The sequence below is a fragment of the Spirosoma endophyticum genome (assembly GCF_900112365.1).
Taxonomy (GTDB): Bacteria; Bacteroidota; Bacteroidia; order Cytophagales; family Spirosomataceae; genus Spirosoma; species Spirosoma endophyticum.
Genome location: NZ_FOLQ01000017.1, coordinates 47092 through 62065, shown reverse-complemented (window position 1 = coordinate 62065; position 14974 = coordinate 47092). Strand labels below are relative to the sequence as shown.

The window sequence follows — 14974 nt, the reverse complement described above, 5'->3', positions numbered from 1 at the left end:
GGTGAACGCCCCTTATTCCGTTAAAAAGGGAACAGCCGCCAGACAGCCACCATGATCATCAGCCAATGATCTTTCAACCCTTTCCGGACAATGCCAAGGGCTTTACCAATATGGACTTCGACTGTTTTAATGGAAATGCCTAACTCGGTAGCAATGTCCTGGTATTTTTTACCCTCGAATCGGTTCAGCAGGAAGACTTTGCGGCATTGTGGGGGCAGCGACTCGACCAGATCTTCGACCTGATGAAACACTTCTTCAAACTGTAAAATCTGATCGGGCCGTTGGCTGAATGCATCTTCCCGAACGGCCGCGGTGTCGATATCGTCCAGTTGCTGAAACTCTAACCGGAGGTAGTTGTACGCTTCGTTGCGAACGCTGCGGAACAAATAATACCGATAGGACGACGTAATGGTTTCGTAGGCTTTGGTTTTCCAGAACTTGCAGAAAACGTCACTAACGAGGTCCTCAGCCGTTTCTTTCGAGTAAACGAATCGTACGGCATGGCTGCACAACGCCTGATGATACCGGCGAAAGAGCAGTTCGCATCCTTTCTTGGGGCTTTCGGCAAACGTTCGCCGAATGAAGAGTTCGGTGTCGTTACCCGCGTGGTTTTCTTCGACTACCTCAACCGGCTCAGGCAAACGCTGACGGGTTAAGTTTGCCTGAGCCGGTTGATCAGCAGAATCAAGTAAGGATCGAAGTTGCATAGCCTGTGCCTACGTTGACAAGTCGCGAAAAAGTCAATCGTATACTATACAAGACAACTTTCAGTAAAAATCCCCTTAGTTGATTTTAAATTTTTCTAAAATAAAGTCAATAACTGCTCTCCAACTAAACAATTTCATCAGAAGCTTTTATCAACGCTACGTCTATCGAATGTTGCTCACTCCCCGTTGAATCCGTTGGTCTCCGGCGAAACCAGTTCGCCAGTGCCGAACCCGTTACGTTCTGTAGCGGACCAAATATGGCAGACGCCAGTCCCACGGTAGCGACTTTGCCCATTTGCAGCGCAAGCCCCGTGGCCACTCCGCCATTTTGCATACCTACTTCAAAGGCAATGGTTCGGCGGTCTTTCTCGGGTAAACCCAGCAACCAGGAGATAAAATAACCCACGCTGAAACCCGTAAGATTGTGCAGTAAGCACGTAATAATCAGCAATCCGCCAACCTGAAGCAGATTGTCCCGACCCGACGCTGTAATAATCACCGTGTTGATTACAATACCCAGCATGGCCACAAACGAGAGGCCATTTTCGATCATTGCCCGGCTAACGCCCGACCGGTTTTTCAGCAGAATAGCCGCCAGCATCGGGAGTACATAAAACCACGCAACCGACGTAGCAAGCGTTATCAGGAACGCGCTGGTGGAGCTGTTCATGACGAACTTCATCAGCACATTTGTCACGAGAATAATCCCCGCAAAAGCAAGTAGCTGTGCTGTTTTAGCCCGGTTGGTTTCCTGACCAAAATAAAACAGATTGAAAATAAACCCGGCCACAATCGGGATGATGATCATGTTGGTTATGTCGATCATCATGTGCGAAATATCAATGTCAACGTACTGACCGGCCAGCCATTTCATCAGGAAAGGTGTTATGAATGGCGATAGTATGGTAGAGCAGGCCCCAATCGTGACCGCTAAGGCCAGATTTGCCCCTGACAGATAAGACATTACGTTGGATGCCATCGCACTGGAAACGCAGCCAATCAGGATGACACCCCCGGCAATTTCGGGCGAAAATTCAAAAAGGTTCGACAACGCAAAACCCACCAATGGCATGATAATAAAATGGCAGCTCACGCCAATGAACACCCCTTTAGGCATTTTAATGACGCCTTTGAAATCATCGAAACTCATATGCGACCCCATGCCGAACATGGTCAGTTGCACGAACGGGACGATCAGTCGTTTGAGTTGAAAATCACCAACGGTGAAGAAATACGTCGGATAGAACATCGCTACCGTCACCGCGGCCAGTATCCAGATGGTGTACGCAAAGCCCTTCAATGGCGAAAACCCCCGAAATGCCAGCGCCAGCAAAACCAGCGCGATTATCAGCAATGGGCCTGCAATAACCAGCCTATCGAACGCGTACAGGAGTCCGGCACTTAACAGGAGCAACGTAGCAAGAGTGAGCAAAAAGGGATAGACTCGATGCATAACGGAGAGAAAGCTAGTTGAATTAGGGTTGATTAACAGTACGCACAAATAGCCTGGTTTGGCCCTGACGGGCCATTTCTACTTCCTAGCTCACGGTATTGATAAGCTCAGCACTAGCTTTGGGATACTCATGACACAGGTAACAGGCACGGGCTTCGTCTTCCTCAATTTCGGGGAAGCGAATGCCATAATCGACCAGAAAAACGTTATCGTTCAGGTCATCGCAAACGCTCGAAATCTCAGCGCTGAGCGTATACCCAACTCCATCGATTTTCCAGCCTGTGCCTTCTTCGCCCCAGAACTGGTGAATGGTACGCGGATGGATGGTCAGGCTTTCGCCGGGCCGTAAACGTACGATTTCACCTGGACCTAACCGGCGAACGCATCCGTCTACCTGTGTCGTAAATGTTTCGTTAGATCGATTACCTTCTGGATCGGCTTTGGTGAGCTGAACCAGTACGTTCCCGCCCGCCCGACAGATAATATCTTCCCGTTTCGACAAATGGAAGTGGGCGGGTGCACGCTGATTTTCCGGGTCAATTAACCATTTTTCGGCGTATTGTTTTGGGTAGTTGGGCTGGTTCATTCGGCCATTTCGGACCGTAAACAACGTTCGGCCAATGTTGTAAAAATCCTTGCTACCGAAATCCGTTACGTCCCAGCCCAACATGCAATCCCGGATTTCATCGCAATCCGGTCCCATCTGGAGCCATTGCTCAACCGTCCAATGGGCGAAGGGCGGCAGGTGCATACCAAAATGAGCGATAACTTCCTTTGCCGTATTAATGCTGGCGTTTACAACAGAGCGTTTCAAGTTCATAAAAATGATTCGTTAAGGGATTTGTATTTTTTAGACAAAACGATACCATCACTCCGAATTCGGGAGCTTGATCTATCGCAAAAAGTGTTGAGAGATGGGCTAGAGAGATAAGAAAACTGCCACACCAGTGGGTGACGCTTTACCGGTGACCTAATCCTATGATGTCTACTTACTAGTTCTGTGGTTTTATTGATTTTTCTGATAAGCGTTGTAATTACCAATGGCTTCCGAAACGCGGATGGCCCGATCGTAGACTGTCAGTTGTTGAATCGACCCGTTCAGCTTTGTACCAATTTGCAGCGTCGGGGCACCCGCTACAGATTTCAACTGCGGGTTGAACCGGCCCCAGCCAAATTGACGGGTATCGCCCCCATCATTCAGAACTCCATCGACCACGAAAGCAATGATTTTAGGACCACCATCGACAATAATGCTGACGTACTGCTTCTGATTGGCTTTCAGCAAGCCTTCATCACAGGCCCAAACCGATTGGGTTCGCCCATCGTTGAGGACAATTTCCAGCGTTTTTTTATCGGTAGTACGTAGCAACCAGCCTTTCCCATCCGGCGTTCGCGTGTCAGCCATTAGTTGATTTCCAGACAGATCACGTAGCGTAAAGGCCATGTCGATCGTAAATCCGTTTGCTACGTTCATGCCGCCCTGGTCCAGTCGCTGGGTGTCTCGTTTATAAAATTCGGGCAACACCGGAGCCGCTACCGATTTGGGGAAATTACCATTTTTATTCGACCAGTTCAGGACAATGCCCGTTTGCGCTTTTGCCTGATTATCAAACTGATTCCAGAGTTGCGTCAGTAGTGTTTCGTCCAGTTTGTGGACGCGGGCAATGTCTTTTTGGGTTTCGGTAACGTAGTACGCGCCTTTATCTTCAATCAAATCGGGGTAGCTCATCCGGATCAATGGATCATCATCGTACAACAGAATTTCGGGTTGCGTCCACCGGATGATTTTTCCCTTAGGCGAATCGGCTTCGATTCCCCCCAGCACCCAGGCCGGATTGCGGTCCTCATAGGCCATGCTACGTCGGTTGGGGTGCTCGCGAATAAACCGGCCACCATGGTTGTGGAACCAGTACAGGAATTTCCCGTTTTCGCATTTCCAGGCAAAATTGGCGGCTCTCGGATGCTTCACCAATCGACCATTGGCATAGCGCAGATACTGGGGCGCATCCCAGGTATGACCCCCATCCCGGCTATACGTGTAGGCTGGATGTCCGTCGATGGTCCGGTAAACGCAGTAAAAAGACCCATCGCTCAGCACAGATACGCTCTGCTCTTCGGCAATGGGACCACCCACGCTGGGCGGAGTGCGTAGGCCAATGTCGCCATCCGGCAAGGTAGTCCACTTCGCCTGAGCGGGATCCTGAACCTTGAACAAATCGGGACTTTGCAGGATCGCCCCTTCGCTCGACGTAAAAAACCCTTCCCCAAACCCACCGACTTTATGCACGGGAACGTAAGCCGATTCGTTGTAGGCAAACGCGCGTCCTACGTTCCAGAAGTACTGAATTTTGCCCTGATACGGATTTTTCCGGTCAATCTCGAAGTTTCGAATGGGAATATCAACCCGCTTATCTGACCAGGTTTTACCATGATCGTCCGAGTATTTAAAGACGAAGTGGCCCTGACTATCCACCCGTTTCACCAGGCCATCTTTATAGGGCGGATTATCCCCTTTTACGGCTCTCGTGTTGTCGGTATTGTGGTTATAGAAGACAAAGATTCGGCCCGACGGTGCTTTTAGCAAAACGGCGTAGGACGCTTCGGGGCCGTCGCCGGGTTCCACATCCCGTTTATCCACCCAGGTTTTCCCCTGATCGAAACTCCGCTCGGAGATAATGTGCTGACCGGAAGCCCCTTCGTGGCCGGTTCCCGTCGTCAATACACACAGCCACGCGCCGTCGTTGGTTTTCACGATGTACGGCTGATCGCTGTAGGTTTCGTCGGGAATGATGGTGCCGCTTTTAATATGTCGCGTATCCTGCCCATTCAGATGCCCTTTGAAGCTCCCCAGTATCATTACCAGTACGCTAGCCTGCCGGACTAATTGTCTCAGAGTTATTTGCATAAGTTGCCTGTTTTCTTTCGTAAAAAAATCAGCGTTCTATCTACGTAGCGGTTGACTTCTTAATAGCCCGGATTCTGGGGCAGCAAATTGGGATTAAGCTGAATTTCGGTGAAGTATACCGGGAGTAGAGCCTTTTTCTCAACGCCCAATACCGCTTTCGCCCGACCGGTTCTGAGCAAGTCATACCAGCGCTGGCCTTCGAAGCAAAGTTCGACGTAGCGTTCCTGTTCAATGGCCAGCAAGAGGGCCTCTTTCGACGTAGCGATTGTGTTGGCCAGCCCAGCCCGATTGCGAATTCGGTTGACCAGTGCAGCCGATTCTGCCGTTTTGCCCAGTTGAGCGAAGGCTTCGGCCTGCATCAGTATCACGTCGGACAGCCGTAGAAGGATGAAATTGCTATCGCTGAAGCGCGTCGTCCCTACCACCGTTCCCAGGTATTTCGCGACCGTCGGCAAATTGGGAAACTGATCGGTGGCCGGATTACTGGTGTAAATACTGGCCGCTTTACGAACATCGCCCGGTTCAAAGGCATCGACAAGCTTTTGGGTCGGAATCAGGGTCTGGTTACCACCCGTCGTTACTTTGCTGCTGCGCGGTATGAAGTAGGCCGAAAGCCCGTTGGTTTCCTGATTGTTGTAATTGAACTGAAGCTCAAAAATGGATTCGGTCGTGTTCTTCGCCGTAAAAATAGTTGCATACGTAGCCCCGGAAACCAGCGAGTAGGTCGAATTGGCAAGCACTTTGGCGGCATAGTCAGCGGCTAACTGCCATTCGCCGGTCTGGTTATACGAACTGCGCCAGAGATACACTTTGCTCAACAATGCCTGAGCGGCTCCCTGGGTCGCCCGTCCCCGCGTTTCAATCGCGGCTGCATACGTAACGGGCAATAGTTTCTCGGCCTCTTTCAGATCGGCAATGATTTGCTCCTGAATCTTATCGGCCGGTGTCCGGGCGGGTTGTAAATCCTTATTCAGCGAAAGCGTTGGCTCCAGCACCAGCGGAACGGCGCCCCAGATTCGCACCAGGTGAAAATAATTGAGCGCCCGTAGAAAATACGCTTCGCCCATGATTCGATTTTTCACGCTATTAATGGTTGGACTTTGAATCTGGGGTACCTGCGCCAGCACATTATTGACCTTATTGATGCCCGAATAGTATCGACTCCAGGTAGCGTAGCCACTACTGGTGCTGATGTTATCATTCTGAAAGTCCAGTACGCCCCCATCCGTTATACCAATCTCATTAACAGGCACCCGGAGGTTATCGGCCCGCGCATCGCCCCAGGCAATATAGCGCACCTCATCGCCCTGAAAAGCGTCATAACCGGCCAGAATAGCCGCTTCCGCATCGGCCGCATTCTGGAAAAAAGAGCCTTGCGTGAGGGCACTCGCGGGTACCTGATTAAGTACGTCGCTGCATCCGCCAGCCAGCACACCGAGTGTAATCGTCAGCGTCGTATAGATGAATTTTTTCATGGTCAAGGAGAGGTTAGAAGCCCAGATTTAAACCAAATGTGAGCGTACGTACCAGCGGATAGGTACCCAGGTCAATACCCTGAAGCAAGGGTAACGTGCTGCGGAAATTCACCTCGGGGTCCAGCCCCGAATACTTCGTGAAGGTGAACAGGTTCTGCCCCGAAACATACAAGCGCAGGTTTTCGATTTTAACCCGCTTGAGCAGCGCCGACGGAAAGGTGTAGCCCAACGTAGCGGTTTTTACGCGCAGATACGAACCATCTTCGACCCAGCGGCTGGATGCGAATCCGTTGCGACTGATGGTGCTCGGCGTACCACGGGGAACATCCGTAATGTCACCTTCTTTGCGCCAGCTACGCAGCACTTCGGTGGTAGCGGCATTGTACACAAAACTTCGGTTCGAAGCCTCACGCGTCTCGTTGAAAATGTCGTTTCCGTAAGACCATTGCAGGAAAATCGACAGGTCGAAGCCTTTGTAGGAAAAGTTATTCGTCAGTCCACCCGTGTGTTTTGGGTTCGCATTACCGATGATCGTCCGGTCGGCGTCGTTGATGATGCCGTCCCCGTTTAGATCCTTGTAGATCATGTCGCCAGCAACGTAAAGGGCGCCAGACGCACTGCCATCCCGCATGTTGGCGGCTTTAGCTTCTTCGGACGTAGCATACACACGACCCGTATACACCTGTCCAAAGAAAACGCCGATCGGCTGACCAACCCGACCAAGTCCCTGGGGCGCGGTACCGTAAAATGTTGCGTCGGCACTCGTCTGGATAATGTCGGCGTTGTTGTTCGATAAGCTTACGATCTTGTTTCGATTGAAGGAGATATTGAAACTGGTGCTCCATTTGAAATCGTTAGCGCCTGATCCAGCAACATTCTGGCTGTAGATACTGAATTCCAACCCTTTATTCTGCGTATTGCCCACATTTTGCAGGGCCGAGCCAAAACCCGACGTAGTGGGCAGATTCACCGACAGCAGCAAGTCATTCGTCTTTTTCAGGTACGCATCAGCGGTCAGGGTGATCCGGTTATTCAGGAATGAAACATCTAAACCCACGTCAGACTGTGTTGTCGATTCCCAGCTTAAGGATGGATTCGGAACCGCGGATAAGGCAATACCGGCTTTGCCGATGTAATTACTGCCCGTGCTGTATAAGCCCTGCGAGCCGTAATCGCTGATGGACTGGTTACCGACGACCCCAATACTGGCCCGCAGTTTCAGGTCGTTGATAAAGGACAAACCCTGCATAAACGACTCCTGCGAAACACGCCACCCAGCCGACAGCGAGGGGAACGTACCGTATTGATTGTCTTTCCCGAAGCGCGACGAACCATCCCTGCGTACGGTGGCCGCCAGCAAATATTTATCGTTGAAACTGTAGTTCAATCGGGCAAAGTACGATACCAGTCCCCAGGCCGATTTGCTGCTGGAAGCCGCGGTGGGCGAGGCAGCCGCATTCAGTGTGGTAATATTGTCGGTCGCTCCCTGATTGGCCGCAGCCGATAGGTTAAAAATTTTGGACTCCTGCACGCTGTAGCCGAGTAAACCCGACAGGCTGTGCTTCCCAATGGAATGGCTGTAGTTCAGTGTATTTTCATTGACCCACGTGAACACATCCCCATACGACGCTGTGCCGGGCCGGGCAGATCCGCCCTGAATGGTACTGGGTGTAAAGCGTTCGTCGCGGGTGCCCGAATAGTCGATGTTGAGTGTCGAACGAAAGGTCAGCCCCTTCCAGAGATCATAGTCGCCATAAATATTGCCAACCAGCCGATTATTAACCGTGAACCAGGACGTTAGCATAGCCAGCCCTACCGGATTTGGCCGCTGAATCTGATCAACGAACGTATACGAACCATCGGGATTGTAGACTGGCGAGAAAGGCAGCGTCCGCATGGCGTTCGGTATGATCGCATTGATGTCGTCGCCCTCGGGAACGCGGTCGCGTTTGGCGGTCGAGAGTAAAATATTGGCTCCCGTTTTGAAGCGGGCCGATGCCTGGTGGTCGATGCTGAAGCGCCCCCGATACGTATCGTATCCCGAGCTGATGATAATTCCTTTCTGATTAAAATACCCCAGACTGGCAGCATAGGTTGTTTTATCGTTGCCACCCCGCAAGGACACTTCATAGTTGGAAACCGTCCCCTGACGGTAAAGCTCGTCCTGCCAGTTGGTGTCATAGACCGGAACACCATTTCGAAACAGGGTGTCCAGCCCCAGCCGTACTTCGGCAACGCCCGCGTTGGCTACGGCATTGAGAATATAGTCCCGCTCCTGAACGGCATTCAGCATGGAGACTTTCTTTCTGACATCCATTATGCCGGTGTACGTACTCAGGCCGATGGATGTTTTGCCGGCCTTCCCGCGTTTTGTAGTCACAATAATGATCCCGTTGGCACCACGAGCCCCATAAATAGCGGTGGCCGACGCATCCTTCAGCACTTCCATCGACTGGATATCGTTCGGATTCACTACGTTGATGCCACCCGTAATCGGCACGCCATCCACAATATAAAGCGGATCATTCCCCGCGTTCAGCGACGTTACCCCCCGGATTCGGACATTGGGACTTGCGCCCGGCGACCCACTGTTCTGAACAATCTGCACCCCAGCCACCCGGCCCTGTATGGCTTCGAGCGGCCCCTGAACGGGCAGGTTTTCCAGCTCTTTCCCTTTCACCGACGCCACTGATCCTGTCAGATCCCGACGCTGCTGGGTTCCATAGCCAACCACGACCACCTCACTCAACGCTTTCGTATCCGCTTTCAGCACTACGTTAACGGTGGTTCTATTACCAATCGATACGTCCTGCTTTTCGTAACCCACCGAACTGAATACCAGCACCGTACTCCCATCTGGAATACTCAGGCTGTATTGACCGGATTCATTGGTAGTGGTGCCAATGGTTGTCCCTTTTACGGCAATTGTCACGCCGGGCAATGTTTCGCCGGTTTCAGTTGTTACGGTTCCTTTAATCGGAATGGCTTTGGGCATTTTACCCAATGAACCATGCGCCATGAGCTGTGACCTAACAGCTATGAAAGCCAGAAAGGCGAGCAACCATCCTACTTTTGTTAGATTTATTTTCATACGTGTATCAGGACAGGAATAGTTATATTTTTCTCAATATCCAATGTTGACATAAGCCCGGCAGAGCGTCACGATTAGCTACCTACAAAAGCCAGCCTTACTTTTTAATTACTTCTCGAATTTATAGTATTTAATCCTGTCATTACAAGTAGAATTGACCATTTTATAGGTTTTATTGTGAAAAAACGTTACCGGAAACGTTATCGGAAATAGAAATATCGGGGCTTATGTTTTCGGAGATACGGAGTGAGTCACGGATATAGAACCAGTACGTACATAGCCAAGTAGTATTCAGTACGTCGGGGGGGATTGACCGATAACAGATAAAAGTACAATTTTAACGACCGTAATGCAGGAGACGACTACGTACCACCCCCCTACTTATGCGAAGTAAGCAACCTACCATCTGGGACATTGCCATAAAGCTGAATGTCTCCATATCGACCGTTTCCAGGGCGTTGCGCAATGCACCCGACATCAATCCGGAAACTAAAAAAGCCGTGCTGGACCTGGCTCATCAACTGGACTATCAGCCCAATACGATTGCCACAAGCCTGCGAAAGAATAAGACGGATATTATTGGCGTTATGGTACCCGAGTTCGTCCATGCCTTTTTCCCAAGCATTATTTTGGGTATTCAGGAAGTAGCCAATGCAGCTGGTTACAAGGTGATGGTCATGCAGTCCGGCGAATCCCTAGAGATAGAAAAACACAACCTGCAGGCAATGGTATCGAGCCGGGTCGATGGGTTGATTCTGGCGATTACGCGCGAAACGAATGATTACGAGCACATTATCTCGGCCCAACGCAAGGGGTTACCCATCGTTTTTTTCAACCGGGTTGTCGATGAGCTACAAGGCTCCAAAGTCATGGTCGATGATTACAAGGGCGCTTACATAGCCGTTCAGCACCTTATCCAGACGGGTTGCCGACGTATTGCCCACCTGGCCGGACCCGAAAATATGACGATCGGCCGGAATCGACTGAACGGGTATTTAGATGCTCTGAAAGCGCATCAGGTTCCTATTGAAGACGAATTGATCATGCACTGCGATTTTGTGGATGGACGGGCCAGAGCCTGTACACAGAGGCTGCTGACGATGGAAAACCGACCCGATGCGTTGTTTGCGGTCAATGATCCAACCGCCATCGAAGCCTTGATTTGCATCCGCGAGAATGGCCTGTCGATTCCGGATGATATCGCGCTGGCCGGTTTTTCCAACGCCCCTCATGGGGCCTTTGTTACGCCTTCCTTAACATCCGTCGTCCAGCCTATCCACGAGATTGGCGGCCTGGCGGCCCAGCTTCTGCTACGTCAGATCAAAGCTCCGCAACAGTTTATACCGGAAACGCATGTATTGGATACAACACTGGTTATCAGACAGTCAACGCGCGCAAAACCGGAATAACCCCTACCATAAGGCATCTTTAGGGGTATCGCTTGTCTCGCTGGCGGCTACGGGTTGCATGTAGGCATGTTTGATCGCCGGAAATGCCTTCTTTACGGACGCATGGATACGTACGATCGCTTCGTTGATCTCATCCGTCGTCAAATTTGCCTGGAAGGCTACACCCTGCGCCAACGTAATTTCTTCGGGCCCCAGGTAGATGGTGGCAATATGTATGGCTTTCTGTACCGCCGGATCGGCCTCGGTTAGCGCCTGTAGCTGATGCCGGGTGCCCGGGTCGACACCTTCGCCCATGAGCAGGCTTTTACTTTCGCGGGCCAGCACTATAGCCACGCCCACCAGCAGAAGGCCGATCAGGATCGATGCAAGACCATCGAAATAGGGATTCTGGAGTTCGTGTCCCAGAAATACACCCAGAAAGGCAATGATCAGGCCCAGTACATCGGAGGCATCTTCAAACAGCACCGTGAACGTAGCGGAATCTTTACTGTCTTTTATAGACGCCCATAATGACTCGTTTCCCCGTTTCTCATTGAACGCTTTCCAGGCCGTGATCAGGGAATAACCATCCAGCAAAAACGCCACACCCAACACAATGTAATTCCAGAAAGGATCTTTGATTAACTCCGGATGCTGGATATGCATCACGCCTTCATAAAATGAAACCCCGCCACCAACCGCAAAAATCAGCAGGGCCACTACGTACGACCAGAAATATTGCTCCCGACCATACCCAAATGGGCGCTTTAGATCGGGCGGGCGCTGACTCCGGGTAATGCCCAACAGCAGGAGCAATTCGTTCAACGTATCGACCAGTGAGTGAATACCCTCGGAAATCATGGCGGAACTCCCCGTGATACTAGCCGCCACAAATTTGGTAGCCGCAATACCCAGATTTGCCGCCAGGGCGGTATACAATGCCGTTTTAGATGAAGCCATACGTAAGAAACGGTTCCCGGATTATAGATGTTCGACGGTCCTCGTCCGGATTGAGCCGAACATCTATTCAGTATAAGCCAGTGATACGTCATTGCAGACGCTACCGGATGGCTGCCCCTGATTTTATGGTAACAGCGGACCCATCGGCCAGAAATACCGAGACGGGCGGCTGTTCAAAAAATGGCGCAAACGCCTTGCCATACAGGGTTGCCACATCGCAGCGCACATCGTAGCTAGTTACCGGATAGATAGTCCAGGTCGGGTGAACGACTTCATACTCCGATGTTCTGTCGATGCGTCGGCGGGTATACCCCCAGTAATGTTCGGTAATAAACGCTTCTTCGCTCTCAGCCACCAGCGGGTGACCGAGCCGGTCGGCACTCACCTGAATATGATTCCAGTCCGCGCCAACTTGCCATTCGTATTCAATGTGCTGGGTTAGGCCATCGACTTCCCAGCGGTGACGCATGGGATGGGTGGCATAAGGTTCGCCATATAAGTTTTTAGCCACCAGCGCGATAGCTAGTTTAGGGACTATTTCCTTGACAAATACAACACCCCGTTTCCAGCCTGTTTCAGTTTTGCGCCGGACATAAAATCGTAGGTTGAACTCTTCAAATTCGCCATGAAATGGTACGGAGATATGTCCGAACAGCTTGACGCGCTGAAAATAGAATCCAACCAGACTTCCGTAGCAGACTCCATTGAACTCATCCAGTTCTGTACCATAGGGTAACAGCGGTTCCAAAACCTGGCGATCCACGATATAATTGGCAAAAATCAGGTTTCGCCATTCGGCGGTCAAAAAGGTAGTGGCCATCCAGTAGAACAAGGGCTTTACAGGCTAACAAGGCTTTCTTAGGATGGTTCAGAAAGCGCACCAACGTACTAATGTTGTGATGGTTGACGTGTTCGACGGATAGTTGATCTACCACATATCCGTGTATCTTCAGGACTTATAGCTGCCATGTTCATGAATCAATGCAGCCGCCTGGCCTACTATTTCTCACCACTCCACGCTTATTTCTTCGGCTCACTTTCGTTCTCAAATTTGACCTCCACTATGTGCCGACGGATCGATGAAGCGTACGCATAATACACACTCATTCCATACTGATCAGCAATTTCTTTGACAAGGGCTAACCCTAGACCCGTTGATTGCGGTAAGGCCTGGTTCCGGACAAACCGCTGAAAAATTTCTTCCTCTGGAAAAGGAAGCGGATCGCCCTGATTAGTAATGATAAACGAGTGACTGGTAACCTGAATCAAAATTGACGTATTCGGACTCCCGTGGCGAATGGCATTTTTTATCAGGTTCGAAAAAAGCACAAAGGCCAGTTGCCGATTCATAGGTCGATAAGGACCATCCTTAATGATTCGGTTCAGGATCATCCCTTTATGAGCGGCATAATCAGCATAATTCTCTATCAACTGATTCGTGATCTCGCTGATATTTATCGATTCATTCTGGATAAATTGCTGATTATCAATTTTAGTCAACAGCAAAAGTGACTGATTCATGGACGACAGCCGTTTAATGGTGTGCTGGGATCGCTGAATTCGATGCAAGTCGGCTTCGGTGAGTTGACTGGATTGCTGCAACAGGTCCAACTCGAATGATAATATACTCAGCGGTGTCTGCATTTCATGAGAAGCATTGTCGGCAAACTGTTTCTGCTGGCGGTATTGATAGCCCGCCCGTCGGATCATCTTCTCAAGCGACTGGCTTAACAAGGCAAATTCGTCTACATCACTGACAGGGAACGTAACAGATTCCGACTGATCAATGCGGTACATCTTTAATTGGTCGATAATCGCGTAAAAAGGACGCCAGATACGCTGAAAAATGGCGGCCTCAAAAAGCAACAAGAAACTGACCAGCGCTAAAAAACAGATAATAATTCCCATTGATAAGATATGGGCAATCTCATCAAACTCCAGATAGGGCTGATGTAGCGTAATCACGTAATGGTGTTGCTTCACGGAATACGTAGCCAATAACTTACGAACCCGCACGAGTTCATTATCGAGAGGGTCTACGAATGTAGAGTCGGCTAGAATGGGGGAACTTAGGCTGCCGGGAGTAGTGGCAATTGTAATCTGCAGATTATGATCCCAGTTGCGCAAAGTCGTCGCTTCAGGTGGATGTTGGCGTAGTTTAAGTTTTACCTGTTCGTATTCCCTGTGGAGTAATTCATCGATCTCATCCGAGATGGTTTGATGAATAAAGTAATCCAGTAAAAAAACGCCCCCTAAAGCGATAGGCAGTAGGGCCAGAAATATGTAGCGGGTAGTTTTCTGGACTAGTTTCATTTGTCAGCGGTCAACACGTAACCAACCCCATAGCGAGACTTGATGTAATCCGGGCACCCACAGGCCAGCATTTTTTTACGAAGGTTTCGAACGTGCGTATAGAGGAAATCATGCGAATCGACATTGTCCATGTAATCGCCCCAGACGTGTTCGGCAATCACCTCTTTTGATAATAAACGGTCTTTATTGGTCACCATAAAAAGCAGAAGGGCGTATTCTTTGGCTGTTAAATCAACCGGCTGGTTAGCCACCTTCACTTCTTTCCGATTTGGGAACATGGTAATTTCTCCGAATACGAGCTGGGATTCACCCAGATGCTGACGTCGGCGCATCAGCGACCGGATTCGGGCATTCAATTCGGGCAGATAAAACGGCTTGGTCAAGTAATCATCGGCACCCAGATTTAGACCACTCAGCTTATCATCCAGCGAATTTTTAGCGGATATAATAATAATACCGGCCTGTGAATGCGCTTCTTTTAACTGCTCTATAATGGACATACCATTGCCGTCGGGGAGTGTAATGTCCACCACAATACAATCGTAGATGTAATCATTCACTTTTTTCGACGCCATGTGAAAAGTACTGGCTGTCGACACCAGGTAGTCTTCATTTTCCAGATACTGCTGCATGGTTACCAGCAAATCAGGCTCGTCTTCAATCAGCAGTATTTTCATAAAGT

11 protein-coding genes are annotated in these 14974 nt (G+C 50.2%); 1 reads left to right on the top strand and 10 read right to left on the bottom strand.

Annotated elements, in window-relative coordinates:
* Positions 1-20: 20 nt before the first annotated feature.
* The 6 genes from BM202_RS27745 to BM202_RS27720 form a co-directional block, all read right to left on the bottom strand.
* Positions 21-707, bottom strand: a complete 687-nt coding sequence (locus BM202_RS27745; protein ID WP_093832364.1) for an RNA polymerase sigma-70 factor — start codon at positions 705-707, stop codon at positions 21-23.
* 124 nt (positions 708-831) lie between these two features.
* Positions 832-2160, bottom strand: coding sequence for a bile acid:sodium symporter family protein (locus tag BM202_RS27740; RefSeq protein WP_093832362.1), 1329 nt, complete (start codon positions 2158-2160; stop codon positions 832-834).
* Between the two features lie 85 nt (positions 2161-2245).
* Positions 2246-2980 (bottom strand): D-lyxose/D-mannose family sugar isomerase, encoded by a 735-nt coding sequence (locus BM202_RS27735; RefSeq protein ID WP_093832360.1) that lies wholly within the window; start codon positions 2978-2980, stop codon positions 2246-2248.
* Between the two features lie 186 nt (positions 2981-3166).
* Positions 3167-5065, bottom strand: coding sequence for an exo-alpha-sialidase (locus BM202_RS27730; protein ID WP_093832358.1), 1899 nt, complete (start codon positions 5063-5065; stop codon positions 3167-3169).
* Positions 5066-5124: 59 nt separating this feature from the next.
* On the bottom strand, positions 5125-6540 hold the full coding sequence (locus BM202_RS27725) for a RagB/SusD family nutrient uptake outer membrane protein (RefSeq protein ID WP_093832356.1): 1416 nt from the start codon (positions 6538-6540) through the stop codon (positions 5125-5127).
* A gap of 13 nt (positions 6541-6553) precedes the next feature.
* Positions 6554-9631: a SusC/RagA family TonB-linked outer membrane protein gene (locus BM202_RS27720; protein WP_093832354.1), complete on the bottom strand. Its 3078-nt coding sequence runs from the start codon at positions 9629-9631 to the stop codon at positions 6554-6556.
* Positions 9632-10014: 383 nt separating this feature from the next.
* Here BM202_RS27720 and BM202_RS27715 point away from each other — a divergent pair, with 383 nt between their 5' ends.
* Entirely contained in the window at positions 10015-11040 is a 1026-nt protein-coding gene (locus tag BM202_RS27715) for a LacI family DNA-binding transcriptional regulator (protein WP_093832352.1), read from the top strand.
* 3 nt (positions 11041-11043) lie between these two features.
* On the opposite strand, the gene BM202_RS27710 is transcribed toward BM202_RS27715, so the two are convergent.
* The 4 genes from BM202_RS27710 to BM202_RS27695 form a co-directional block, all read right to left on the bottom strand.
* The gene (locus BM202_RS27710; RefSeq protein ID WP_093832350.1) at positions 11044-11979 is read right to left on the bottom strand and encodes a cation diffusion facilitator family transporter; all 936 of its coding nucleotides are present in this window, start codon (positions 11977-11979) and stop codon (positions 11044-11046) included.
* Between the two features lie 100 nt (positions 11980-12079).
* Positions 12080-12799, bottom strand: a complete 720-nt coding sequence (locus BM202_RS27705) for a YqjF family protein (protein ID WP_093832348.1) — start codon at positions 12797-12799, stop codon at positions 12080-12082.
* 200 nt (positions 12800-12999) lie between these two features.
* Positions 13000-14292, bottom strand: coding sequence for a sensor histidine kinase (locus BM202_RS27700; RefSeq protein WP_093832346.1), 1293 nt, complete (start codon positions 14290-14292; stop codon positions 13000-13002).
* Positions 14289-14969: a response regulator transcription factor gene (locus BM202_RS27695; RefSeq protein WP_093832344.1), complete on the bottom strand. Its 681-nt coding sequence runs from the start codon at positions 14967-14969 to the stop codon at positions 14289-14291. Before BM202_RS27695 ends, BM202_RS27700 begins: the two co-directional genes overlap by 4 nt.
* Positions 14970-14974 lie beyond the last annotated feature (5 nt).